Raw genomic sequence first — 25,916 nt, forward strand, 5'->3', positions numbered from 1 at the left:
GAATATGTTAGCAAATCAGATTGGTATATGGGATAATTATAGTAAATTTATATGTATAAACATTTAGACAAATTAAAGGCTTCTTGCCTGATGAGTCTACATGTTTATTTAAGTTCTAAAATGCATTTGTTTATCAAATATTGTTTGGGCTAGGTTAAAGCAAATATCATAAATCATGGAAAAAATTAAATACGTCGTTTTACTCATAGGGATGTTTTTGGGGATCCAAACTGGGTATTCCAGACCAGTTAATATTTCATCCAAAGCCAAGGTTTCTTCCTCTTCAATATTCAATAAAAGCTTCACAGAAAATCATATCAATGATGGACTCATAGCCATAAGCGGTGAGGGAAATTGGAAAGGGAAAGGCCAAGATGCATGGATTATGTTAAGTTGGGAAAAAACCCAATTGATAAATAAAATAGTTGTTTATAATTCTCCAGATCATAATAGTAGAATTTTGAGTGGCCAGCTGGAGTTTAGCGACGGGAGTATAATTGGGGTAGATTTGCCTTTAGATGGGACAGCATTGGCCGTGGAGTTTTCTGAAAAGAAAACGACTTATGTTCGGTTTCAAAGCAATGAATGTTCAGGGGGAAATGCGGGATTGTCCGAAATAGAAGTGTATCCTTCACCCAATCAATACCAAGAACCTGTAGACTGGGTGGATCCCTATATAGAGACAAACAGAGGACGCTTCTTTCTTTTTGCCACCGGGTCAAGGCCATATGGGGTGATTTCGGCTGCTCCAATGACCAAAAATTGGAATAATAGCGGAGGTGGCTATGCTTATTTTTCCAAAGAAATTTTAGGATTTCCTCAAATCCACGCGTGGACTTTATCTGGTCTAAATCTGATGCCCACCTTGGGAAATATTGACCCCACATTGGGAGAAGGCGAGTGGAAATCTCCGTTTAAGCATGATGACGAAATAGTTCAGCCCGGATATCACCGTGTTTTTTTACCCAAAAGTAAAGTATGGGTTGAACAAACTTCCACAGATAGGGTGAGCTTTTATAGGTTTAAATGGACAGAAAACACCGAAGCACAGTTGTTATTGTCCTTACATGGCCCTTTAGGCAATAGTAAGATGACCAATGCAGATGTCAAGAAAATCAATGAAAGGGAGTTTGAAGGCTCAATAAGTTCGGTAGACAGGGCATATAATGTTGGCCCAAATGATGTAAAGATTTTCTTTGTTGTTCAGGTGGATAAAAAATTCCGTTCTTTCGATGGGTGGAATGGAAAAGAAAGATTCCAAGATATTTCTACCATAAAGGGGGACAGTGTAGGAACCTCTATGGCTTATAATGTGAAGGCAGGTGAAGAAGTAAAATTGAAAATAGCTGTTTCTTATACGAGTATTGAAAACGCACGAAGAAATTTGACTTCCGAATGTGAGACATGGGATTTTGATGTGGTCAAGGCGGAGAGCAGAAACGTGTGGAATGATTGGCTAGAAAAAATAAAGGTTGAGGGAGGAACAGTAGAACAACGGATCAAGTTTTATACCGATTTATGGCACGTATTGCTTGGCCGCCATAGAATAAATGATATAAATGGTGACTATCCAGACCGAACTACAGGTTCAAGAGTGATAGCAGGGTCTTGGGGAGGAAATGTTGAAGGGCCTATTTTTAAGATAAAAAATGCCGGTGTAAATGCTGAAGGAACTGTAAAGCACAACATGTACAATTCAGATGCTTTTTGGTTGACCCAGTGGAATCTGAATGTGCTTTGGGGATTAGCCTGGCCAGAAATTCAAGATGATATGGCAGCATCAATGATAGCCTACTCGAATAATGGGGGATTGATTCCCCGTGGACCTTCTGGAGGAGGATATTCCTTTATAATGACAGGATGTCCGGGGACCAATTTAATCGTAAGTGCTTTTATGAAAGACATTCTCACCAAGACCGATCATAAGAACGCTTTCCGCCAAATTAAGAAGAATCATTTACCGGGTGGGATGTTAGGAGCAGCTACCGATATAACGTTTTATACTGATCATGGATGGTGGCCTGATAATGCTGGGATTAATATTGAAGCAGCATTTCAAGATTGGGGAGCTGCTCAAATGGCTAAGAAGTTAGGGGAAATGGATGATTATGAATTTTTTCATAAAAGAGCTCAATCCTGGAAAAATTGTTTTGATTCTGAGAACAAGTTATTACTTCCTAAAAATAAGGAGGGGGATTTTATCCATAAGAACCCTTTGGAGGGAAAGGGCTTTGTAGAAGCCAATGCTTGGCAGGCAACATGGGGGGTGTCTCATGATATCAAAGGGCTGTCTGAGTTGATGGGAGGGGATGAGGTTTTGATAGAAAAACTTAATTACGCTTTTGAGCAGGAGGCGGACAATAATTTTGTCCATAGTTATGGAGCAGGGCATATCAGTTATGCCAATCAGCCAGGGTGTTCCAATGCTCATGTATTTAGTTATGCCAATGCGCCTTGGCTCACCCAGTATTGGGTTCGCCAAGTAAATGAAAAGGCCTATGGAGGAATTACTCCAGACTTGGGGTATGGTGGTCATGATGAGGATCAGGGCCAAATGGGGGGAGTCAGTGCTTTGATGTCCATGGGGCTTTTTAATATTGTGGGTACCGAATCTTCCAAACCCTACTATGAAATAACCGCTCCTGTTTTTGATAAAATATCCATAAAACTGGATAGTAAGTATTATTCAGGAAAGGAGTTCATTATTAAAACCAATAATAATTCTAAAGAGAATTGTTACATACAAAAGGCAGAATTGAATGGGCAGAGACTGGATAATTTTTGGTTTTACCATGAAGATTTTGCCAAAGGAGGAGTACTCGAACTGTGGCTAGGGGACAAACCTAATAAAAATTGGGGCTTGGAAATGTATCCTCCTGTAGATTGAAAAAATGCCCAAAGATATTTTTTAGGATTATAGATAGGGGCATATCACCTGTTAATCTATTTACAATAGGAGGCAGATAAATATGATAAAGGAAATTTAATAAAGTTGTTTAAGGCGCATCCTTAATTAAAAAATATGTATATCCGCAAAGACACCAGTAGCTCTAAGTTAGCAAACGATCTCTCACAGAATACACAGAAACCCCCAGAAAAGGTTTTTTAGTTCCGTGAAATTCTGTGGAATCTGTGAGAAATAAATTTACTGGTGTAATTCCGGATAATCGTATTAAAAAAAATACGAAAATGAAAAGTATTAAAATCACAGTATTCTTATTATTGTTAGTTTTGACGAATTTGCCATTATTGGCCCAAAGGGAATTTACACCTGCAGATCCGGAATATTATGCCATGCATAGGGAGGATATTACCTTTGATGATGAACAAGTCCTTTTGGTAAATTACAGGGGATTTGTTTCTCCAAGACAATACAGTGTAACCCAGTTTACCAATGTTCGGTTTTTACCGATTGGGGCTCCAGGTTACGAATTCAATCTGAATTTTTTTGATAAAGGTACAGGACGGTTAATTGAAGACGATGTGCCTACCAAATGGAAGTCTTGGGTAGATGATGGAGAAAGTTATGATCCGCTGGGATCAAATTTTCGTCCTAATTCACCTTCTATTATGGTTACCCAAGATGAGAAATGGCAACCTAACCAGTACCATAGAACGGCCACTTTCCATAAGGAGTACAACCACAAGTGGGCGAGCTTTTCTGCCGAAAGCTGGACTAATGTTTCCTTCGAAGATGATGAAGTTTTCATCAAACTCAAGCTTGTCAACCGCAATTCTCAGGATTTAAATATGACCATCATTCCAAATCAGGTAGCTGAAAAAATGGAATGCCATTTTAAAGAAGGGGAGACAAAAGCTGATTCAATTGATGCCTTTACCTTTGGAAGTGAAGTAGCCCGCGCTAGGGTATCTTCTTCAATAAAAGAAGCCAGTGACAAGGGGTTTGAAATCAGTATCGCACCGGGAGAAAGCCAAACGTATTATTTTGCCATAAAATTTTTCCAACCAGAGCATGGAGCTCCCGAAATTTATCAATCCGATATTAAGGAGCGTATGGAAAAGGCGGATAAGAAGAGCCGTGAGATGTTGGAATGGGCCTATGGGAAGCTTCCTAAATTTAGTAGTTCCAATAAGCAACTGGAAGAATATTACTACCGTTGTTTGCTTTCTGTTTTGATGAGCCGTTATGAAAACCCCAATTATATATCGGATGTTTTCTGGGCTGTAGGAACTTGGCCATATACCATTAGCTGGGATAATTCTTATTCATCGGATGTATTGGCCATGTTGGATCCAGAAAGCTTAAAAGGGGCCATATTAACAGATTTTGAGCAAGTACAGCTGAAGAGAACTTATGTAGGGTGGAACGGAGCACATTGGGATATTCTATATATTCAAGAGCCCTTTGCCCTTCAAATAATGATTGAAGCCTATTTAAGACATACTGGTGATTTTTCAATATTTGATGAAAAAGCCGCAGGGAAATCTGTTTGGGAATGGATGATGGCCTGGGTTGATGAACTGCAGGAAAACTACACTAATTCCATCGGTTTGATAGATGTAGGTTACAATACCGAAAAAATCATAGAAATACGTACCGATGGATATAACCATGCTGTTCCCATTACCAATACCTTAACCATTGATTTGCTTTATACTATGGCAGATTGGGCAGAAATGAAAGGAGACGGCAAGTTGAATCAAAAATACGTGAAGGAAGCCAATGCGTTAAAGGGATTGGTTGATAAATACATGTGGAATGAAAAATTGGGATGGTTTGATAATTTCTATCCTGATGGGACTAAAGGTACCATATGGACCTATCATTTATTTGATTTGTTAGGGACTGATTACCTGCCCGATTATCAGGCATATCGCTTAGTAAGCCATTTACAGGAAGGTGAATTTTTAGGGAAGTATGGAGTGTACTCTATCGCTCGACGTGACAGTGTACATTGGGATTTAATTGACTCAGACTGGGGAGGCGGAGGCCAATATGCTGGAATGCCAGGGCGTATTTCTCGAAACCTTTATCAAAGAGGTTTTGCAGGCAAAGGATGGGATGTGTTGAAGCGAAATATACGATATATTGATCATTTCCCCTATCTACCGCAAAATCCCCGTATTGATGCGCCAGAACAAGACCGTTCTTCCATGCCTGTTCAAATTGCTGCAGGTGCAGGAGTTGAGGCCATTGTTTTTGGAACCTTTGGTGTGAAAATGGAGAAAGATCGTCTAACAATCAAACCATTTAATCATGAAGATATTGGCCAGGCCTCTCTAAAAAACATCAACTACCAAGGGCGAACTTTTGGTATTCAGTTAGACCGTAAATCTTTTTCTGTTTATGAAGATGATGTTCTTGTTGCCACAAAGTTTTATGGTGAAGAAGTAGTTATAAAAGGCAAATAAATAATACGGGCTGGAAGAGGATTCCAATCATTTGTCTTATTGAATCTAAAAGGAGAATGAATACTCATTCCCAAAAGAACAATTGAAATTATAATAGTAGGTAATAGTGGTTTGTGAATACCTGTTGTGCAGATGATAGTCAACAGGTATTTACTTTCTCTTCAAATAAATAAAAAAATGCAACGATTATTAAAAACAGAAAAATGGGCAAACCTGCCCATGCGTCCAGGATTCGGGTCGTTTATGCACCCTACAGAGGATAAATTGACGCTAATAAAACAATTAGGGGTCGATGAAATTATCCTGAACATGTACAGGAACAATCTCATTGATACCAATTTTGATAAATTGCCTCTTCCGGGAGACCATCAATGGGAATACAAGGACCTGCTGATGTTGCGTAAAACCATTGAAAATGCAGGGATCCGGTTTTTGGCTTTGGAAAACATGCCGTTTTCATTTTACGATAAAATAATGATGGGACAAGCCGGTAGGGAAGAACAATTAAAACATGTCCAAGAAACTATCGCCAATATGGGATCCGCAGGAATACCCGTACTGGGATATGGTTGGACACCGACGGGAGTTTGGCGATCTTCTACTACCTATCCTATTCGCGGTGGCGCGCACTCTATGAGTATCGACCTTGATGATTTTAAAAGGGCTCCCCTTTCGCATGGTCGCGTATTTTCAGAAGAGGAAATGTGGGATTACTATCAGTATTTCCTTGAAGGTGTATTACCTGTAGCGGAAGAGGCGGGTGTAACCTTGGCACTGCATCCTAACGACCCTCCAGTACCCAGTTTAGCCGGTGTACCCCAACTTTTTAGAAGTTTTGATGCGTACAAAAAAGCAATGTCGATGGTCGAAAGTGAAAATCATGGTTTACAATATTGCTTAGGTAATTTTTCGGCAATGGGTGAAAACCTAGACGAAGTCACCGAATATTTTGCAAAGCAGGACAAACTGGTTTATGTGCATTTTCAAACAGTATCCAACTCGTTGGTTAATAATAATAAATTGAACGAAGTTTTTGTAGATATGCCGGGGTATTATAACCCTGTATCGATGCTTAAGAAACTAAAAGAAGTTGGGTATCAAGGGATGATTATGCCAGGGCATGTACCCAAAATGATCGGCGATGTTTCATGGGAAGAACGTGGTCGTGCTTTTACCATTGGATACATCAAAGGGATATTGGCATCACTCAACTATGAAGAATAATATAGTTTTTTTATCCCTAATTGCCGCTTTAGGAGGCTTCTTGTTTGGGTATGATACGGCCGTCATATCGGGGACCATAGGGTTTGTGAAAGCACAATTTGAACTTAACTCTGTAATGGAAGGTTGGTTTGTGAGTTCAGCACTGCTGGGGACAATTTTAGGTGTTTCCTTTGCCGGTGTGTTAAGCGACAAATATGGACGGAAATATATGTTGATAGTGTCGGGAATGTTTTTTGCACTTTCAGCAATTGGTTGTGTGTTATCAGTATCATTTACAGAACTGGTAATTTACAGGTTACTTGGAGGGATTGGGGTAGGCATTGCCTCGATGTTATCTCCACTTTATATCTCTGAAATTGCTCCGGCAAAGAGCAGAGGAAAACTGGTAGCTCTTTATCAATTGGCAATTAGCCTAGGCATACTGTTTGCCTATTTTGCTAATGCCCATTTGTTAGCGATATCTTCCTCAAGTGCTTTTGAAGATTCTGGCGAGCTGATACACAAAATCTATGTGACTGAAGTTTGGAGAGCTATGTTAGGGAGTGAGACTATTCCCGCAATTTTGTTTTTGGGATTACTTTTCATGATACCCAAAAGTCCACGATGGCTCTCGATGAAAGGAAACAATCGACAGGCGAAAGAAATTCTTCTCCGTTTTGGATCGGAAAAAGAAGCCGATGAGAAAATTCAAAGAGTACAAAAAGTTCTTTCCAAAGAGTCAGGGGGTATTAAAATGGTGTTTTCGGGGCCATTTAAGCTTCCTCTGTTTCTGGGCGTATCTTTGGCCATTTTGAGTCAAGCCAGTGGTATCAATGCCATCATTTATTATGGCCCCAAAATCTTGGAGCAAGGAGGGCTGCAATTGGACGATGCACTGGGTGGACAAGTCATTATCGGTACTGTAAATGTAATGTTTACTTTAATCGCTTTATGGAAAATTGACAGTATGGGGAGGAAAAAACTTCTTTCTTATGGGGTTGTAGGAATAATGATCTCATTGGTCATCATTGGATTCCTGTTCTTCTTGGAAATGAACAATACTTACTTATTGATGACTTTTATATTGACCTTTATTATTTGCTTCTCTTTCTCTTTCGGCCCAGTGCTTTGGGTACTGTTGTCAGAAATATACCCCCTTCAGATTAGGGGGGTAGCCATGTCTATAGCAACTATGGCCGTGTGGGTAGGAACCGCTTTTGTAGGTCAGATGACGCCTTGGTTCCTTGAAAACCTTCAACCTCATGGTACATTTTGGTTTTTTGCAGTATGCATGGTGCCAGCCATTTATATTGTTCTAAAAGTACTTCCGGAGACAAAAGGAAAAACTTTGGAAGAAATTGAAAATTATTGGATGAATCAAAAACGATATGAGACGATTAGAAAATAAGGTTGCTATTGTGACCGGAGCTGCAGATGGAATAGGTCTCGCTATCTGTCAAGCTTTTGCCAAAGAAGGAGCTGTTGTTGTTATGAGTGACATAAATGAGGCAAAGTGCAAACAGGAGGCAGACAAACTGTTAAATAAGAATCAAAAGGTATTGGCTCTGCATTGTGATGTCGGTGATACTGCTTCAGTGAACAAAATGGTTGAAACCTGTATAGAAAAATATGGGAGAATTGATGTACTTGTAAACAATGCGGCAGTTCCCATATCAGGAAAGGTCGACAATATGCCTGATGAAGACTGGGATCGGCTCATGAATATAAATCTCAAAGGGGTGTTTAGATGCATCAGGGCTTGTATTCCTTTTATGATTTCAGCTAAATATGGAAGTGTTATAAATATTTCATCTGTACAAGCCCATCAAAGTTTTGATGACTGGACAGCTTACGCTGCAGCAAAAGGAGGGGTTAATTCAATGACCAATCAGTTGGCAGGTCAATTTGGAAATATAAACATCCGGTTCAATTCAATTTCACCTGGCACAATCTTGACGCCAATGGCCTATGAACGGGTGAAAAATGAAGGGGTGGGATATTTGAGCGCTTCGGAGAATCAGGCTGCCATGATGCGGTGTGGTGAACCACATGAAGTGGCCATGGCCGCAGTTTTTTTAGCCTCTGAAGAGTCGTCTTTTGTTACCGGAGATGATCTGAAGGTTGATGGAGGAGGATGCTCGTTGCCAAGATATATGAAATCATAAATAGTGCCTGAAACCAAATATTAATAGTATGGTTCAAGGTCTTTAAAGTGGGGGTTGCATGGCCGTCTTCTTAGAGTTTTTTGGAAAAAACAGCAAAATGGAAAAAGACCATAAAGACATATGCTGGTTATTATGATTAGTTTATCATTTCAGCTGAGTAAAAGTTGGTGTAATTTATAAGTAAGAAAACCAATAAAAAGGGACAAAATCATCAATCTCCATAAAGACATAGGAGATTGATGATTTTGTCCCTTTTAAATGAACTTAAATAGGAAGTGTAAGGCATTCAGGAACCTAAGTTGTGGTTTTGTCCTTTTTGAAAAACTCTTCCAATTCATTTTTACTATATCCACATATTTCATTAAGGATTTCCTCGGCATGCTGGTTTAAAAGAGGGGCTGGGGAGTATATCTTTTGTGGGGTATTGCTGAATTGCACAGGGAAACCAGTGGTTTTCACTTTACCTATCGTTGGATGGTCTATTTCTATGATCATCTCATTATGCTTAATTTGGGGATCATTTACCATTTCATCAAAGGTGTTGACCTGAGAACACCAAATATCTTCTTCCAGCAATCTTTTTAGCCAGTAATCAGTGGTATTGGTTTCCAATACTTTTTCAAAATCCTTTCGGATTCCATCCCTGTTTTCGATGATATTATTGGAAGCATATTGGTCTGATGCATATTGGGGAATCTCTAGAATATTTGCCAGTTTTTGAACTGAATTCATACCGATGGCTATATATCCGTCTTTGGTATGGTATAAGCCGTAGGGGGCACCAATCCAAGGATTTGGGATTCCACTTTCACTGCGTTCCGGAGAAGAGCCTTTGTACAAATAAGCGGTGATTTCTTGAATGTGAAAACCTACCACAGAGCTTAAAAGGTTGGCTTCAATTTTTTGCCCAACTCCTGTCTGGATTCGGGAATATACAGCGGCTAAAACCGATTGGTTGATAAAAAGACTGGTCAATAAGTCTGCTTGGCCTACTGCAGTGACCACTGGTAATTGCCCTTTTAAGCCATTAAGCGCCGGGGCCCCACTTATTGATTGTGCTAGAAGGTCTTGACCGGGCCGATGCTTATAAGGGCCGGAAGCTCCGTATCCTGAGCTTGAACAATAGATCAGTTTAGGGTTGATTTTTTTCATTTCCTCATACCCAAGTCCCAAACGTTCCATTACGCCTGGGCGGAAATTCTCCAATAAAATATCAGCTTTGGAAATAATATCCTTGGCTATTTTGTTACCCTTTGGATCCTTTAAATTCAGAGCAATACTTCGCTTATTCCGATTAAAGCTAACAAAGGAAATACTTTCGTTGCTTGGATAAAGGTTGCCATAAGAATAATGTCGCATCCAATCTCCTTTTTCAGGCTCTATTTTTATAATATCTGCCCCCATATCTCCTAGCATTTGGGTAGCCCAGGGTCCTTGTGCCAGTTGACTGAAATCTGCAACGATCAAGCCTTTCAATGGACCAGATTTTTCATTCCTATTTTTCATAAATTTGATTTTGTTGTTGGGAATACAACACATACAGGTGATAGTATTTCTTTTGTTCGATGGTACTCCTTGAGTGTACCATCCTTCTCAATTTTATATACCACAGTGTCGTGCGAGTTTTGGTGACAGGCTATAAGCCAATTTCCATCGGGGGTAATATTAAACTCTCTTATCTCCTCTCCATCGGTATAATAGATATCTCTTACTTCTAAATTCAATTCATTGATTTTCAAAAGGGTAATGGCTTCCAGGTTTCTATTGGCTACATAGAGATATTGCCCGTTTGGGTGAATCCTTATAGCTGATCCGCTTGGGTCACCAGTGAAATTTTCTGGTAGCGAGGAAATGGAGTCGATTTCTTTAAATACATCTTTTTGCCTTTTTAGTATGGAGACCCTTCCAGATAATTCATTGATGACATAAGCAATATTTCCTGATTGGTGAAATACCATATGTCGGGGACCTCCGCCTTTGGCCACTTGACAATCCTGTTCGGGACTTGGCACGAGTTTTTCGTCTTTCATCCGATAAGCTTTTATTTTGTCTATCCCCAAATCACATGCGTAAATCTCAACATGGTTGGGATGTACTGCGACCTGGTGAGCGTGGGGACCTTCCTGCCTGTTTTTATTGATACCGGAGCCTAAATGTTGATGAATTGTATGGGCTTTTTTTAGTGCTCCTGTTTTCTCTAAGGGATAATGAACGATATTTCCGGACATATAACAAGCTATTAAAACCTGGTTCTGGTGTACGGCAATATGGCATGGAAAGCTTCCTGGAATCAATTGTTCATTGAGGAATTGCAAAGATTTATCAGGCTTGATCTTAAAGGCTTTCACCTTGGGTTGTTCCCCTTCATCTAGTTCAGTAATACAATAAAGGTGGGAATTGCTTTCGTTTATTGCCAAATAGCTTGGATTTCGTTCGGAGTAGCTATTGACAATTTTTAGCTGACCATTATCGGTGTCGAGTTGGACTGAATAAATTCCTTTTCCTATTCCCCCAAATCCTGGAATAGGATATTCTGAATAACTTCCAATGTAGAAATTGAGTGGGCTCATTTTGACGATGATTTTAGGATAAAGTCCCTGATAGCTTCTTGGGCGCTTTCACTATGAAAAAGGGCCTCTACTGTTTTTCCTTCCTCTTCGGTTTTTTCTTCAAAAGGAATAGGAGAGAGGCTTAATTGGGCCAGACGCTTAAGTTCTCTTAGTGATTGTATAGGTCTTCTGGCCAATTTCGCGGCATACGACTCAACTTCCTTTTGGAAATTTGTTTCTTCATAGATATGGTTGACAATACCCCAATCTTTGAGCGTCAAGGCATCGTACTGTCCCCCGGTAAAAAGCATTTCCTTAGCTCTGTTTATACCGGTTTTTTGGATCAGGCGCTGGGTTCCTCCACCACCTGGAATTAAGGATAAAAAGACCTCCGGTAAGCCTAGTTTCGCTCCTTTCACTGCCAGTATCAGATCACAGGCGAGCGCAATTTCAAAACCGCCTCCCAATGCATATCCATTAACTGCTGCAATCCATGGTTTTTGGGCTTTTTCTATGCCAGCATACAGATCATTGCCTCTAATTTGGAAGGCTTTAAATTGTTCTGGACTTTGGTTGCCATATTCTTTGATATCGGCCCCAGCCATAAATGCCCTTCCATTACCCGTAATTACGCCAACTGAAATACTACTGTCGCTATTTATATCTTCAATTCCGGCAATGATTTCATCCATCATTTCCCTGTTCATCGCATTCAGTTGTTCGGGTCTGTTCAATCTAAGGGTCCCGATTCCTGCTTGCTTTAGAATGGATATGTTTTTGTACGTATCTTTCATGGTTTCCTAATGGATTGATAGAGTTGATTGAGATTTTGCATCATGGAATCGGAAGAACTACCCTTGCTTATGCCTTGGTGCAATAGATCTGCCCCTTTCTCCTGGAATTCATTCCATCTAGGATGCTGGGGCCTGACATAGGCTTTTTCCATGGTTCTTTTTGTGGAGGAAAAAAAGTCAGCGCATAAGCTATTGGCCTCAGGACTGTCCCATGCCTCTATATTGGCTGGTTGGCCGTCATTATAGGTATAAATTCCTTTTTGAACTGATGCACTGGCCACATACTGAAGGTATTCGACTGCAAATTCCACAAACATGGATTTTGCAGAGATGGCGAGACCTACCCCACCTAAAATGGTCGAAATATCATTGGACGGATTGATCGGGCTATCCGAAAAGTGAACCAAATGCTCCGCAAAGCCATTCCTTGAATAATTAGTGTATCCAAAAAGATAGGGAGCATAGATGATTTCATTTTCGGATGACATTTGATTAAGAACCTCTATGGGGTTTGATTTAATTGAGTCCGGATGAAGGAATTTAAGACAAAACTTCAGTTCATCTAAAACCGCTGCTCCAATGGCGGGGTTGATTTTTCCTTCTGAAATAAAGTTGCTACCTCCATCTTGGGCACAGAGTGTCAAGAAATTGCACCACAGATCTGTGGGGCAAAGAGGCCAGGCAGTGTAATAGCCTGAGGGAATATTTTGTATAAAGTGGATAAGCTCTTTACGCTTTGAAGGCAGGGTTTGATTTAATAGGCTTATTAGGTCCTTTCTGGAGGCTGCCACCAATGCGGCTGCATCAACTGGAAGTGCATATAAATGTCCCTCGTATTGATAAGAGTCAAAACTGGGGCCTACGGATTGTTCCCTTAATAGGTCTAAAACTGAATGGGGGAGCTGTTTTTCCAATGGTACCAGCAGGCCGTTTGAATGAGCCTGTCCCATATAAGGATGGTCAATGGTGATAATGTCATAAGTGTCAATAAGCTCCTCAATAGGCATGTCTCCAAATTCTTTTAAGCTCCTAATATTCCATTCTATGGATATATTAGGATGTAGTTTTGAAAAGGACTTTGAAGTGGCTATTAAGGGATGGTATCCTCTGGGATGATCCCAAGCTATACCTTTAATGGTGATTAGGTCAGACATAAATTATAGTCTTTTGATGAGATGAGGAATAGGGATAAATGATACAGGATAGCGTGCTGACGTTTAAAATATCCTGTATCACTTAAGTAAATAGGAAGTAGTGACCAACAGCAAGTTGTGGATACTCCCAAAGAAAGGCTTAACCTTTCATTACATGATGCCGAACTTATTGAAAGCATCTACCGTACTCATGCCGTTTTCCAGTGCTTCTTTTACCAATTGCTCCCCTCTTGCTTTTTCAATGGCACCAGTGAAAGCCTCATCAACCGCTTCTTTCGGGATGATTAGAACTCCATCTATATCACCGTATACCATATCTCCGGGGTGTATCCTTATGCCTCCAAATTCTATCGGAACCCGGTAATCTATGACTTTTCCCCTTGGACCTTGATCCTGGGCATATCCCCCGAGGGAAAAGGTAGGGAAATTGAGTTTTAGAATTTCTTTTGAATCTCTGGACCAACCGTTTAACACCGCTCCAGCTCCCCCTAGTTTCATGGCTCGTGTGCTCATTAATCCTCCCCATAAAGCATAAGAGGGGGAGGATCCTGAGCAAATATAGACTTCGCCTTCTTTTAAGTCATCTAAGGCTTCAAACATCAAACCAAAGGGTTTTTTCATCAAAGGGTTGTGACTGTTTTCAGCCGCTTCCTCAAAAACATCTGCCTCCAATACAGGCATGGCGCGACCAATGACTACAAAATCATCATTCAAAGGCTTGATATGAGGAGGTAAAAATTGGTGCAGATAGCCCATTTTATCCAATATATCTCCCACCAGAGCCACAAATAGCTCTTTCTTTGCTATTTCATAGAGCTCCTGATCGGTATTCCACAAGGTTTTCATTTCTAATGTTTTTTGGTTTATTGAATTTTCTTAATACTGATTTATTCCTTGATTTCTAGGCTAAATGTTTCAATAGAGTATTTGCCAATATTTAGTTCAGGGGAAACTTTAACCGGGTTTTCCTCAATAATATTTGTGTGGCTAATGGATGGGATTTTAAAGAAGGAAGAAATAGTTACCTTTTTCTCCTCACCCTCCAAATTGTACATCCTGGCTATCAAGTCATCTGAATCCTCTGCTTTTTTTACCGTTGTGACAATGATATCTTCATTATCCAAGCTGAAGAAGCTCAAGGTTTCTGGTAAATGGGCATCTATTGAAGTGTCAGGGTAGACAACTACCTGTAGAGGCTCATTTTTTTGTTTTGCAATCCGTTGGCCCTCTAGACTTTCTGCCTTATTCGAAGTTAGTACATGGTCAAACTCATGATCCCCAGCTTGGGAATACTCATTTCCTTCCCAATGGCATGACGTCCTGCTGGCCAAGAGCAAATGTTGTAGCACTGCCTGATCATTTTGATGTTCCGTGGGATCTACCCAATCGGCGGCAGCAACAGAGGAACTTAATGTAACGGAGATTTCATCATCAGTGGCAGAAATCCAATCTATTATCGCCCGTGGATGGACATCTTTACACAGTGGAGTATACCGTTCCCCCGCTGTTTTTATTTCATCTTTGCCTACCCGTACTCTGCCAAAAGGAACCTCATGTGCTATTTCTGGATTGTTCATGTTGACAGGGAAAGCAGTCCTAAATTCCCGGTACAATTCACCTGTCCAGTTTCGAAAGCTGGTATTAAAATAAATACGTTTAAGTTCGTGATAGACGGTTACGTCTTGTTGGACTATAGCATGCAGGATTTGTTGTTCTTGTCGGTAAGTGGTATAAACTGGGCCATTTTCCAAAACCTTCCATTTTGATTGGTGATTGCTAACTTTATCAAAGTCAACCATACTGGGTTGCTGTACATCGCCAAATTCTCCTGCACCATTGCCCACGGATTGCATTGTGAATACTTCACCTATCTTAAAATTACCAGAGGTAAACAGGTCTCTATTAAATTCCTTATCATATACCTGGGCGATTCCACCATTTTCAAAAGTGATTTTATAGTAGGGGTTTTCAAAGAAATGAGGAGTTGCCTTACTTGGAATGTCATCCTTGCTATCTTTCGAAGCGGAAACATAGTAGGTAGCATAACCCATGGAAGGAATGTCCTTGGCTATAAACGTGATTTCAGCACTTTTAATACTTCCATCCTCATAATAACTGAGCTTACTGGTTTGAGTAGGCACGGATCGTTTATTTGCAGTGGTTACCGTGATGCTTTTTGCTTCACCTTTTTCAAAATTGACGGTAGTAGTAACCGGGTCAGTTCTCAACCAAGATAGGCTGTTGAACAAAACGATTGGAATACCCAATTTTTCGTTTTTATTGATTTTGGTGGCAATGAAATTGATTCCTTGATTTAGCAAATCCTGCCCCATGGTTTGGGATTTAACCAAGTTCTCTTTAAACAAATTGTCAGTAATGTCACCATCGTGACCTCCCCATCCATGGTCGGGATAAATTTTGGCCTGCCAGGCCTCGTCAAAAGTCTCATAGGGATAAGGCATCCTTTTTGGATCCAATACATTTGAAATGGAGAGAAACTTTTCAGCAGCTGGAAGTAATTTGGAAGCTTTTCGGCTTGCACTTAGTGCCTCATGGTGTCCCGGACCATGGATGTAAACCCACACATTGGGTCGCTCCCCCATAATGGTGTCTATGTTGGTGGATTTTTGTGCCGCGAGTGGCATATATTCATCCACGGTCATTAATTCCATCTTGGGAAGGTTTAGCGCTTTTTCCTCACCTTGATCATCCTGAAGTGAATCAAAGGAATTCCAACTGGCAATGAAGTCAGAATAGTCAATGGCCGGTAGCATGTCCTGACTTGATAAAAGAGGGGTTTGGATTTCACTTCCTTCAAAGTTCTTTTCCCAAAACAAGATTTGCTCGGCACTGTATTTCATTTTTTCGTTTAAATCTCTGCTCAGGTAGAGCAAGTCATTGCCATAATGGCCAGGGGAATACGTAAACACAGAACTTCCGTCAGGGCTTGCCCAATGAAACATCCCCTTGGCATGTCTACTGATAATCATATAATCTACTCCCGCTTTTTTTAGAATTTGGGGGATTTGTAAGGATTTACCAGGAACATCCACATTCCAGTATACTTTAGAATCGTAGCCTCCAAAAGTTTTCTTTACCCATTTTTTTCCTAAATAAAGTTGCCTAACCTGATCTTCGGCATCGTACATGTCTTCATAGGGGCAATTATAGGTAGCCCCCACAGAAATCAGTTTATTGTTTAGGAGAGTGGTCAATTGTTCCTGAGCTTCAGGATGCCGGTTCATATATTCCCTAAGCATAAGCCCATCTTCGATATCAAAACCATAGTCTTCGCGGATGAAAGCATCCCGGAGTACAGGTTGTAATAACAGGGTGTCTCTCAGTATGATGCATACTTCAGGACGATCTACCCAGGCAATGTCCTGGTGACTGGAATTCATCAGGGAAACCAGTCCGTTTTCATACCCCTTCTCAAAGAAGTTACTATAGGTAGAAAGGAAGTCTGGTTGGTATAATTTGGAGAGTGAGGCATACCATCCATGAACGTCATCAGCTTTGTGATGAAAGAGGAAATTACCTTTTATATCGGAAGCGGACATTTTACCATCACCGTTTTCAAAAGCTATTTCAAGTTTTTCCTCCCCATACAAAACAGAAAAGCTTTTTTTCGGGGATTGAATGACAAATGATGCCTTAGAAAGATCACCCTGTTGCTGTAATACTTTTCTTTTACTTTTTATGCCATCGCTGATGAGTTGTATCGCTTTACCTGCGAAGTGAGCAGGAGCATCTATGTATAAAGCGTTTTGCTTTTCACGAACCATAAATGCTGCTTCGGAAGTCACAGACTTTTTTAACCTTTCCACAGCATCCGTGGCTTTGAAGACCATAAGCCAACAATTGGAGTTTTTCTTATGACCTACTATTTTTATAGTGGCACTTTTTCCTTTTTGGACTAAACCGGTTGGTACAGTTAATCTTAAAACTCCCAATCCATCACCATTGGCATCTCTTTTTACAATGATGTATTCCAGTTCACCGTTTCCGGGGTTATCGGTAACTTGTACCGTCCCGTCTTCGAGGGAATTAAATGTCAAAAGGTGTTTTCCGTTGACATGTATATCGAAAGGTTCTCTCAGGTTGAGATCGATATCACTGAGCATCATAAAGGAGACTTTGTCCGAGGAAAAATTGTGAGGGACTTCTCCGGTGAGAAATTCAAATCCCATTTCCCCTGTTGTCGCCCGTGCGATCATAGAAACATTGACATCCTCCCTGATAGAAGGGTACTGAAAGAACTCAGAACCAGAAAGCATCTCTTTGAAGCCTTCAATGTCATTCTTACAAATTTGATACAATTGATAATTGACATTCAAGGTTTGAATATGCTTGTTAGTGGAAATCTCATGAAATGGAGAAATTGATTCTCTCATCCCGTTGATTTTACCAAATGAGGGATGAGTGCCGGTTAAGGTGATTATCATCATCACCAAATAATAGACTAGTGCGGTTGAAGGGTGTTTTATGTAACGTTTCATATCAATAATTTTAAACTAAACCGGTTTAGGTTTTTTAGGTAGTTGCTTTATATGCCGATTTTGTTGTGTGATTATTTGAAGTTTTAATGATTTTATAAACCGGTAAGGTATTTATAAAATATAGAATTAATAAATCTAAACCGGTTTAGGTACAATAATACAATATTATTTTGATAAAAGCAATGCAAACGGAATGGGGCATCATCAATAGCTGTAGGTAACGGATCCAATAGCAAAGAAGGGCGATCCGGGAGTGAAATGGATTTCTTCTACGGGCAGGGTCTCATTCTGTAGCCTGGATCTCGTTGCAAATTGCGTTTCGTTCCAATCAGTATTAAATAGATTCTGTATTTTTACTCCGAAATCGAGTTTTTTCCACTTATATCCTATATTCAAATCGAAAACAGTATATCCTTTTGCAGTAATTGTGTTTGTTTCATTGGCTGGCCGGTCTTTGATATGTATGAGCCCCATTCCTCCATAAAAGTTGTTGGGGTGGATCATGTTAATCCTTGACACCAAGGTGAAATCCGGTGCCAATGGGATAAAATTACTACCGCTTTTTTCATCAATATACCTTGCATAAGTATAGTTGGTGTCAAAATTCCAAAATAGCCAAGAAGTAGGTTGTGCCCTGATGCCAAATTCTATTCCCTGTCTTCTTGTTTTTCCACTGGGCTCTACTATACCTTCATCGCCTACATAAACAAACTCTTGATCTAAATGAAGATACCACAGCGCGGAGTTAATCAAAAGTTTATCCATGGGTTTCCATGTCAATCCAAGGTCAGTTCCCCAGGCTGAAGGTAGGGGCTCTTTATTGGTTGCCACTACGGAAACTCTTGTGTCGTTGGAGTGAAACCCTTTACCAGATTTTAGATAGAGTTGAAGCACCTCATTGGGACTATATTTTACTTTTACATTAGGACTTAAAATCCACGTCTCCTTGGTTTTTGGAAGATAGGTGCTTAAAAGTTGGTCATAGTAGTTGAAATTAAAAAAGTCCATTCTCAGCCCTGTCTTGAAAGAAAATTTGGACCATTCGAATTCAAGATTCGTAAAGCCATAGGCATTGGTTTCTAAAATGTTTCCGAGGGACAAACTGTCCAAATTAGTCTTTCTGTTTACTGTATGGGTAAGTTCATTATTGATGCTTCTATCGTTCCTAAAGCCGATCCCATTGTTCCATAGCGCATTAGCATTAAAGAGGTGGAACTGGTTGTTAAATTGGCTCATAAGTCCAAACATTTCTCTTTCCTCCGATTGTCTGATTTGATCTCCATTTATGGGGTCTTGAAGAAAAAATGTGAAATTGGAATAAAGCTCAAAAGCATATTTTGAATAGAAAACGGTGTTCTTAACCGTACTGTGGTGGGTTAATTTCTTATGATGATTAAGGATTAAATTACTTCTTCCGGTAATTCCTCCCTCGGTATCGTCCACTGCACCAAAACGGCTTATCTTTTGTTCCTTAACCAGTCTCTGGGGAATCTGACCTGAAGCATCCCACTGACTGTTAAAATGTGAGAAAGATAGTGACAACCGGTCTTTATCAGAGATTTTTCCAGAGTATTTAAGAAGAAGATTAATCCTATTCAGATTTTGAGGGCTTTCGAAAGGCCCGTCTGTTTGGATTAATTCTGTAGCGACATAAATATTTTCGTCCGCCGTATCTTTGATGTTCCACATCCCCAGAAGGCGGCGACTGGCAAACTGACCGTATTCTACTTTTATTTGATTTTTATCAAGCCTTTCCTTCGAAAGGAATTTTACATGGCCTGCCGTAGAAAAATTACCCTGATCACTGTAATAGGGGCCTTTTCCAAATTCTATATGTTGTAACGTTTCAGGTATAATAAAGTGCAGATCAGCATAGCCCTGTCCATGTGCATGGGAAACCATATTGACAGGCATTCCGTCGAAAGATAAGGATATATCCGTACCATGATCGATATCAAATCCCCTGAGAAAAATTTGCTCAGCTTTTCCTCCTCCTGCATGTTGGCCAAGTATTAGTCCGGGTACTTTTTTTAGAATTTCCTGGGAAGAGTTTACAGGGTTGGTTTTTAAGTCAATATCTGCTATAACTTGATCTATTTCGAAATCAGGAAATACAGTAACCCCGGATATAGATAGCAGTTTCTCCTCCAACTTTATAATTGGATTTATTTTTAAACTGGATAATACGATCAGTGTGTCGATATAATTAAAGTGGCTGATTTTAAGGCTATCAATATTTTCTTTTTTGGAAAGGAAAAACTGTCCCTGTTCATTGGTGCTCGTGTAAAATAGCCCTTGGGTGCTTTGTACAAGCGCTCCCTCAACAGGGGAGTTGTTTTGATCTGTTATGATTCCTGTCAAGGTTTGAGTATAACCCTTGCAGGTGATCATTAAGGTTATTGATACAAGGAGATACCATTTTTTCATAATAGATAGTTTACTTGAAATGGGTTAATTGCGATTCAAATTTTCTAATTTTTTTTCTAATAACCTAATAACTAAAGCGGTTTAGTTATTATTTGGGCTTTATTTTTGACCGAGTAAACTTAGGGCGTAGTGCCATTTAACTGGCCAATGAGAAGGAAAGCGATGGAAGAAATGGGGGAGGGATATGTTTACCTTTAACTTTTTCTTTTGGCTTATATTTTATTAATCTTGATCGAAAGGAATAAATCAAATTTAAACTAAAAACAATAATGTTTTAGATACCTAGTGAAAAAGAGTAGTTTTACAACTGAAGCGGTTTAGTAGTAATATGAAAAAAGTATCCTTAAATACATTAGCTCAGGAACTTGGCTTGTCCAAAACCACTGTTTCAATGGTATTAAATGGCCAGGGCGATTTGCATAAGATTAATGTGGAAACACAAAACAAAATTATAGGCTTGGCCAAAAAGTATAATTACAGGCCAAATCAAATAGCCAGAAACCTGAGTAAAGGTAATTCCATGATTTTGGGTTTAATCGTGCCAAATATAAGAGATAGTTTTTACAGTGATACCGCTTTTTTTGTTGAAAATATCGCTTCCGAGAGAGGATATAAGGTGCTGTTGGGAAGTTCTCGGGAAAATGACAGGAAAGAAGCAGAACTTTTGCAAACTTTTGAGGACCAGCGGGTGGAAGGGATATTGATCGCCTCCACCCAACATAACCTTCCATCTATTCAAAGGATGCATGACAATGGATTGCCGATTGTCCTGTTTGACCGGAATTACGAAGGTGCCAATCTTCCTTCTGTGGGAATTGATAATTATACCGGGGTTCGTATGCTGGTTTATGATATGTTTTCAAAGAAAAGGCTAAAAGTGGGCTATATAGGAGTTGACCTTGATTTGACCCCCTTATTTGACCGAAGAAAGGGCTTTAAGGATGCCATTGATGAAATATATGGTAAAGAACCACTTATAAAAATCGTCCAATACAAAAATTACCGCGAGGAATGCATGAAAGCAGTAAAGGACTTGATCAGTAAAGGGGTTGATTCCATTGTTTTTGAAACCCATTACTTAGCTTTGTATGGGATTCGAAAAATCAATGAACTTGGCATAAATATGCGTGAGGAATTACTGATTGCAAGCTTTGGTGACCATGAAGCTTTTGATATTTTCACTCCCCAGGTTACCACGATTGATTTGCAGGCCAAACAGGTCGCAGAATCTTCTATGAGTTTGTTATTTGATTTAATTGATAGCAAAGACCGTAGTGGAGAGTCAGGAAAGGTGATTGAACCCAAATTGACCAAGAGGGTTAGTTCGAAAGATTAATTCCTGAGAAGGTACCTATTGTTAGATGATCATTAATCGTCGGAATAAGTCCCTAGCACCTTTTTCTAATGATAGCCTCGCCGAGTTTGTAATGATGATTTCCACCGTAATACTATAGGTATCTACGATGGATATGGCTTAGGTTTTGGGCTATTATACAGTGACTCCGTGAATAATGGGGATCCATACCTTGCGGCTAAGACTCCCGCTTAGAAGGTTTACTTATTTTTTGCATGTAGGAGGGGGATTAAGGGGAAATCCAGTTTTTTATTGAAGAAGAAAAAATAATTTTCTTTATTTTTTTGCAACTAAACCGGTTAAGTATATATATTAGCAAAAAATAACTGGTTAATATGTCAATCCTTTACCTGTATTGATAGGGATGTATTGCCAGTGGATTTGGATAAACGATAACCCAGATAATCACTCCTAATAATTATGGATAATGAAAATTTAAATAAACGTTATATTACCCTGGTATGCTTTACCGCTGGCTTAGGAGGTTTCCTTTTTGGGTTTGATACGGCCGTTGCTTCAGGTACTATTGGTTTTTTGAGGGATCAATTTGATCTAGATTCGGTAATGGAGGGATGGATAATGAGTTCTGCTCTTTTAGGAAGTGTGCTAGGGGCAATTATTTCTGGATATTTAAGTGATAAATTCGGAAGAAAGAAAATGTTGATGGTTTCTGCTATTCTCTTCCTTTTATCAGCATTTGGAACCATGCTTCCTGATCAGGTATATAGTTTGGTAATATTTAGGATGATTGGAGGGATAGGTGTTGGGATAGCGGCTATGGTAGCCCCTTTATTTATTTCAGAACTATCACCTGCCCCCTTGAGGGGAAGGCTTGTTTCATTGTATCAATTGGCCATTACCTTGGGGATTTTATGTTCTTACTTTTCCAATACGGTATTACTAAATTTTTCCTCCAGCTTCCAAACCGGCCATGAGGTACTTCGCTATATCTTCGTAGATGAGGTTTGGAGGGCAATGTTTGGCTCGGAGATCGTCCCTGCATTTTTATTCTTTCTTATGTTGTTTTTCGTGCCTAAAAGCCCCCGTTGGTTAACCAAGGAAGGTAGGATAGATGAAGCTTTTGCTGTTTTGAACAAAGTTCACGGGGAAACTATGGCCAGAAAAGAAATGGAAGAAATTAATAAGGCCATACAGCACGAGTCTTCCGATTTCAAACAACTTTTCAAAAAGGGCCTTCGAATGGCCTTAATAATAGGTTTGGCACTCCCTATTATGAGTCAGTTGGGAGGAATAACTACGGTAATGTATTACGCTCCAACTATTTTCGATTATGCAGGCTTCCAATCAAATTCTGCTTTTGGAAACGCCATTTTAATAGGATTCTTCAATATGATATTTACCATTGTTGCGATTTGGAAAATAGATCAATTTGGAAGAAAGCCCTTGTTGATTATTGGATTTCTAGGACTTAGCTTGGCCCTTTTCATAATTGGATTTCAGTTTCAGGATATTGATCAAGGTATGGGGGCAGATGATGTGGGTAATTCATTGATTGGGGCCTTTATATTTTATATCGCCGTATTTGCAGCTACCATTGGGCCGGGAGTCTGGGTGGTGATCGCAGAAATATTTCCCACTAAAGTTAGAGGACGTGCAATGGCCGTGGGAACCACTTCACTATTTGTGGGTTCCACTCTTGTGACCCAGACCTTTCCAGCCCTTAGGGCTTGGGCAGGAATAGAATGGACATTTTGGTTATATGGCCTTTTAATGATTCCTACGGCCATTTTTGTCTGGAAATTTATTCCAGAAACTAAAAATAAAACATTGGAAGAAATAGAAGCTTCATGGAATACATAAGGTGTATGTTCCAGTGAAATTAATAAATAAACCGGCCGGAGTCCTTTAAGGCATAACTAGTGAAGGTGTAATGATTCACCTGAAAGAGGTGATGGTTTGCAGCATTTGTGCAGGTGCTCTGATATTATAGACGAACAATAATAAGTGGACAAGAGCTTATAAAATGATTGATATGAGTAATAAGATAGATCTAAAGGGGAAAAAAGCGCTAATCACAGGGGGGAACTCGGGAATCGGTAAGGATATATGTCGAAAAATGGCTGCCTGCGGTGCAGATATTATTATCAATTTTCTACATAATGAAGAAGCGGCCGAACTCTTAGCCAAGGACTTGGAGTATCAATATGGGATTAAAGCCGTACCAATGCTTGGCGATATCACATCAGAAGAAGCCATAAAAGGCATGTTTGCCAAAGTGGATGAAGAATTCGGGGGGATAGACATCCTTGTGAATAATGCCGGATATGAAAGTGTAGATCATGCAGTGGATATGTCACTTGAAGAATGGGATAAGGTTTTCAATGTAAATCTTCGGGGGGCTTTCATATGTGCTCAGGAGGCAGGGAAAAGGATGATTATGAGGCAGGGTGGTGTAATTATCAATATATCTTCCATCCATGATAAGGTGCCCAGAAAAGGCTTGGTTCACTATTGTGCTTCAAAAGCCGCTTTGAACATGATGACCAAATGCCTCGCCCTTGAATTGGCAGAGAATAATATCAGAGTGGTGGCGGTTTCACCTGGAGCTATTGAGACAGAGATGAACAAGGAAGAAATCAATGCATTTGGAAGGGATAAATTTGAAAAGTGGATTCCTGCAGGGAAAGTAGGGAAGGTGGACGATGTGTCGTGGGCATGTGCTTTTTTGGCCAGTGACATGGCTGACTATTGCACTGGGACTGAGTTATACATAGACGGTGCCTACAAGGAAAGTACAATTCCCTATGATCCAAGACCTAAAAAAGATAATTAATGCGTACGGAAGAGAATGTAAAAGTAAATAATTTGTTGGAAAGGTATTCCTATTCAGGAGCAGGCTATCATCCATTTTTGATTCGGCCAGGCTGGCAAATTGCTAAATTAAATTTTATGCCAGAACAGGGCATAAGCAGTATTACGAAAATTGATGTTCATTTTGAGACTGATGAAGCGTTTATCTTACTTAATGGTACAGCAGTTTTGATCGTGGCTTCGATGGATAATGGAGTGATTGAGTTTAGTTGTGAAAAAATGAAATCCGGTGTCACCTATAATATTCCTAAAAATGTTTGGCATAACATAGCGATGAAAGAGGATGCTGAGGTGATAATTGTTGAGAAAGATCGTACTCATGTTTCGGATTTTGAATACCATGATCTTAACGGGGAAGATCAAAAACGCCTGAAGGATCTTATTATAGAAGAAACAAAAAAATAGAAAAAATGAAATTAGGATTTGGTTTATATAAACACATGCTCAATGAGGAGCATTATAAATTTGCCAAGCAATGTGGGGCTACCCACCTGGTAGTGCATTTAGTAGATTACTTCGGTAATGCGAAAAATAGTAAAGAAAATGCCAATCAGCCTATTGGCGAAAATGAAGGCTGGGGCCCATCGGGAGACGGCAAATTATGGACCTTAGATGAATTGCTGTCGATTAAGAAGGAGATTAATCGACACGGATTGGAATGGGAAGCAATAGAAAATTTTGATCCATCTATTTGGCATGATATTCTGTTGGATGGCCCCAAAAAAGAAGAACAGATTGAGTTGGTAAAGGAGCAGATCCGTATTGTGGGGAAAGCAAAGATTCCAATTTTTGGTTATAATTTTTCATTGGCGGGAGTCTCTAGCAGAGAGGTTGGCCCATATGCTAGAGGGGAAGCTCCGTCCGTAGGCATGAATGGAACCGTGGATGAAACACCCATCCCAAATGGTATGGTTTGGAATATGGTTTATGACCCCAATGCCCCTGAAGGAACGGTGGCTAGAATCAGTCATGAAGAATTGTGGAATAGATTACAGTATTTCTTGGATCATATAGTGCCGGTAGCTGAGGAAGCTGGGGTAATATTAGCTGCACATCCTGATGACCCTCCAATGCCCTATGTAAGAAATACCCCCCGTCTGGTCTACCAACCTCAAATGTATCAACGCTTATTAGACATGAAACCTAGCAAGAACAATGCTTTGGAATTTTGTTTAGGATCTATTGCAGAGATGACTGAAGGGGACGTTTATGAAGCAACAGATACCTATAGTAAACAAAATAAGGTCGGATATATTCACTTTAGAAATGTAGTGGGGAAAGTCCCCAACTATAAAGAAGTATTTGTGGATGAAGGGGATATAGACATGTACGAAATTCTTAAGATTCTTAAGAAAAATGGGTTTGAGGGGGTATTGATTCCAGATCACACCCCACAAATGAGTTGTGATGCTCCTTGGTACGCGGGAATGGCTTATGCCATGGGATATATGAAATCAGCACTTTCTATTGTTAATGGAGGCAAAAAATAGGAAAAGGCTTATTCCAAAACTTTGATTATATCCAGGATGTTAAAGCGTTTTCAGTCTGGAATAGACAAGCTAGGGC

The 25,916-nt window shown here is 39.8% G+C and carries 17 protein-coding genes; 10 read left to right on the forward strand and 7 right to left on the reverse strand.

What is annotated here, in order from left to right; genetic code table 11:
* Positions 1 to 175 precede the first annotated feature (175 nt).
* The 5 genes from ACYVAA_RS14355 to ACYVAA_RS14375 all read left to right on the forward strand — a co-directional run bounded on the left by ACYVAA_RS14355 (position 176) and on the right by ACYVAA_RS14375 (position 8,741).
* Positions 176 to 2,887 (forward strand): glycoside hydrolase domain-containing protein, encoded by a 2,712-nt coding sequence (locus ACYVAA_RS14355; RefSeq protein WP_460542883.1) that lies wholly within the window; start codon positions 176 to 178, stop codon positions 2,885 to 2,887.
* A 302-nt stretch (positions 2,888 to 3,189) separates the two neighbouring features.
* A complete protein-coding gene (locus tag ACYVAA_RS14360; RefSeq protein WP_460542885.1) occupies positions 3,190 to 5,373 on the forward strand; it encodes a glucosidase family protein in 2,184 nt (727 codons plus the stop codon).
* 177 nt (positions 5,374 to 5,550) lie between these two features.
* A complete protein-coding gene (locus ACYVAA_RS14365; protein WP_460542887.1) occupies positions 5,551 to 6,597 on the forward strand; it encodes an apurinic/apyrimidinic endonuclease family protein in 1,047 nt (348 codons plus the stop codon).
* A complete protein-coding gene (locus ACYVAA_RS14370) occupies positions 6,587 to 7,984 on the forward strand; it encodes an MFS transporter (RefSeq protein WP_460542889.1) in 1,398 nt (465 codons plus the stop codon). Before ACYVAA_RS14365 ends, ACYVAA_RS14370 begins: the two co-directional genes overlap by 11 nt.
* Positions 7,965 to 8,741, forward strand: a complete 777-nt coding sequence (locus tag ACYVAA_RS14375; protein WP_460542891.1) for an SDR family NAD(P)-dependent oxidoreductase — start codon at positions 7,965 to 7,967, stop codon at positions 8,739 to 8,741. The genes ACYVAA_RS14370 and ACYVAA_RS14375 overlap by 20 nt, the downstream gene beginning before the upstream one ends.
* Before the next feature lie 294 nt (positions 8,742 to 9,035).
* Here ACYVAA_RS14375 and ACYVAA_RS14380 read toward each other — a convergent pair whose 3' ends face one another.
* The 7 genes from ACYVAA_RS14380 to ACYVAA_RS14410 all read right to left on the reverse strand — a co-directional run bounded on the left by ACYVAA_RS14380 (position 9,036) and on the right by ACYVAA_RS14410 (position 20,128).
* Positions 9,036 to 10,247 carry a CaiB/BaiF CoA transferase family protein gene (locus ACYVAA_RS14380; RefSeq protein ID WP_460542893.1) on the reverse strand — a complete coding sequence of 404 codons (1,212 nt, stop codon included), beginning with the start codon at positions 10,245 to 10,247 and terminating at the stop codon, positions 9,036 to 9,038.
* Positions 10,244 to 11,311, reverse strand: a complete 1,068-nt coding sequence (locus ACYVAA_RS14385; protein WP_460542895.1) for a lactonase family protein — start codon at positions 11,309 to 11,311, stop codon at positions 10,244 to 10,246. The genes ACYVAA_RS14380 and ACYVAA_RS14385 overlap by 4 nt, the downstream gene beginning before the upstream one ends.
* The gene (locus ACYVAA_RS14390) at positions 11,308 to 12,084 is read right to left on the reverse strand and encodes an enoyl-CoA hydratase/isomerase family protein (RefSeq protein ID WP_460542897.1); all 777 of its coding nucleotides are present in this window, start codon (positions 12,082 to 12,084) and stop codon (positions 11,308 to 11,310) included. The genes ACYVAA_RS14385 and ACYVAA_RS14390 overlap by 4 nt, the downstream gene beginning before the upstream one ends.
* Complete coding sequence (locus tag ACYVAA_RS14395) at positions 12,081 to 13,238, reverse strand: type 2 periplasmic-binding domain-containing protein (RefSeq protein WP_460542899.1); 1,158 nt, start codon at positions 13,236 to 13,238, stop codon at positions 12,081 to 12,083. The genes ACYVAA_RS14390 and ACYVAA_RS14395 overlap by 4 nt, the downstream gene beginning before the upstream one ends.
* A 150-nt stretch (positions 13,239 to 13,388) precedes the next feature.
* On the reverse strand, positions 13,389 to 14,084 hold the full coding sequence (locus ACYVAA_RS14400) for an RraA family protein (RefSeq protein ID WP_460542901.1): 696 nt from the start codon (positions 14,082 to 14,084) through the stop codon (positions 13,389 to 13,391).
* 41 nt (positions 14,085 to 14,125) lie between these two features.
* Entirely contained in the window at positions 14,126 to 17,737 is a 3,612-nt protein-coding gene (locus ACYVAA_RS14405) for a glycoside hydrolase family 38 N-terminal domain-containing protein (protein ID WP_460542903.1), read from the reverse strand.
* Between the two features lie 204 nt (positions 17,738 to 17,941).
* The gene (locus tag ACYVAA_RS14410) at positions 17,942 to 20,128 is read right to left on the reverse strand and encodes a TonB-dependent receptor (protein ID WP_460542905.1); all 2,187 of its coding nucleotides are present in this window, start codon (positions 20,126 to 20,128) and stop codon (positions 17,942 to 17,944) included.
* A gap of 364 nt (positions 20,129 to 20,492) precedes the next feature.
* Here ACYVAA_RS14410 and ACYVAA_RS14415 point away from each other — a divergent pair, with 364 nt between their 5' ends.
* From ACYVAA_RS14415 to ACYVAA_RS14435, 5 genes are all read left to right on the forward strand, one after another.
* Entirely contained in the window at positions 20,493 to 21,500 is a 1,008-nt protein-coding gene (locus ACYVAA_RS14415) for a LacI family DNA-binding transcriptional regulator (RefSeq protein ID WP_460542907.1), read from the forward strand.
* Between the two features lie 438 nt (positions 21,501 to 21,938).
* Complete coding sequence (locus ACYVAA_RS14420) at positions 21,939 to 23,339, forward strand: sugar porter family MFS transporter (RefSeq protein ID WP_460542909.1); 1,401 nt, start codon at positions 21,939 to 21,941, stop codon at positions 23,337 to 23,339.
* 172 nt (positions 23,340 to 23,511) lie between these two features.
* Positions 23,512 to 24,312: an SDR family NAD(P)-dependent oxidoreductase gene (locus ACYVAA_RS14425; RefSeq protein WP_460542911.1), complete on the forward strand. Its 801-nt coding sequence runs from the start codon at positions 23,512 to 23,514 to the stop codon at positions 24,310 to 24,312.
* Positions 24,312 to 24,755, forward strand: coding sequence for a hypothetical protein (locus ACYVAA_RS14430; protein WP_460542913.1), 444 nt, complete (start codon positions 24,312 to 24,314; stop codon positions 24,753 to 24,755). The genes ACYVAA_RS14425 and ACYVAA_RS14430 overlap by 1 nt, the downstream gene beginning before the upstream one ends.
* Positions 24,756 to 24,760: 5 nt before the next feature.
* Positions 24,761 to 25,840 (forward strand): apurinic/apyrimidinic endonuclease family protein, encoded by a 1,080-nt coding sequence (locus ACYVAA_RS14435; RefSeq protein WP_460542916.1) that lies wholly within the window; start codon positions 24,761 to 24,763, stop codon positions 25,838 to 25,840.
* The last annotated feature ends 76 nt before the right edge of the window (positions 25,841 to 25,916 follow it).

It is taken from the genome of Echinicola sediminis (assembly GCF_054777495.1).

Coding starts and splice junctions, on each gene's coding strand:
- ACYVAA_RS14355 (WP_460542883.1), top strand. CDS start 176: ATGGAAAAAATTAAATACGTCGTTTTACTCATAGGGATGTTTTTGGGG.
- ACYVAA_RS14360 (WP_460542885.1), top strand. CDS start 3,190: ATGAAAAGTATTAAAATCACAGTATTCTTATTATTGTTAGTTTTGACG.
- ACYVAA_RS14365 (WP_460542887.1), top strand. CDS start 5,551: ATGCAACGATTATTAAAAACAGAAAAATGGGCAAACCTGCCCATGCGT.
- ACYVAA_RS14370 (WP_460542889.1), top strand. CDS start 6,587: ATGAAGAATAATATAGTTTTTTTATCCCTAATTGCCGCTTTAGGAGGC.
- ACYVAA_RS14375 (WP_460542891.1), top strand. CDS start 7,965: ATGAGACGATTAGAAAATAAGGTTGCTATTGTGACCGGAGCTGCAGAT.
- ACYVAA_RS14380 (WP_460542893.1), bottom strand. CDS start 10,247: ATGAAAAATAGGAATGAAAAATCTGGTCCATTGAAAGGCTTGATCGTT.
- ACYVAA_RS14385 (WP_460542895.1), bottom strand. CDS start 11,311: ATGAGCCCACTCAATTTCTACATTGGAAGTTATTCAGAATATCCTATT.
- ACYVAA_RS14390 (WP_460542897.1), bottom strand. CDS start 12,084: ATGAAAGATACGTACAAAAACATATCCATTCTAAAGCAAGCAGGAATC.
- ACYVAA_RS14395 (WP_460542899.1), bottom strand. CDS start 13,238: ATGTCTGACCTAATCACCATTAAAGGTATAGCTTGGGATCATCCCAGA.
- ACYVAA_RS14400 (WP_460542901.1), bottom strand. CDS start 14,084: ATGAAAACCTTGTGGAATACCGATCAGGAGCTCTATGAAATAGCAAAG.
- ACYVAA_RS14405 (WP_460542903.1), bottom strand. CDS start 17,737: ATGAAACGTTACATAAAACACCCTTCAACCGCACTAGTCTATTATTTG.
- ACYVAA_RS14410 (WP_460542905.1), bottom strand. CDS start 20,128: ATGATCACCTGCAAGGGTTATACTCAAACCTTGACAGGAATCATAACA.
- ACYVAA_RS14415 (WP_460542907.1), top strand. CDS start 20,493: ATGAAAAAAGTATCCTTAAATACATTAGCTCAGGAACTTGGCTTGTCC.
- ACYVAA_RS14420 (WP_460542909.1), top strand. CDS start 21,939: ATGGATAATGAAAATTTAAATAAACGTTATATTACCCTGGTATGCTTT.
- ACYVAA_RS14425 (WP_460542911.1), top strand. CDS start 23,512: ATGAGTAATAAGATAGATCTAAAGGGGAAAAAAGCGCTAATCACAGGG.
- ACYVAA_RS14430 (WP_460542913.1), top strand. CDS start 24,312: ATGCGTACGGAAGAGAATGTAAAAGTAAATAATTTGTTGGAAAGGTAT.
- ACYVAA_RS14435 (WP_460542916.1), top strand. CDS start 24,761: ATGAAATTAGGATTTGGTTTATATAAACACATGCTCAATGAGGAGCAT.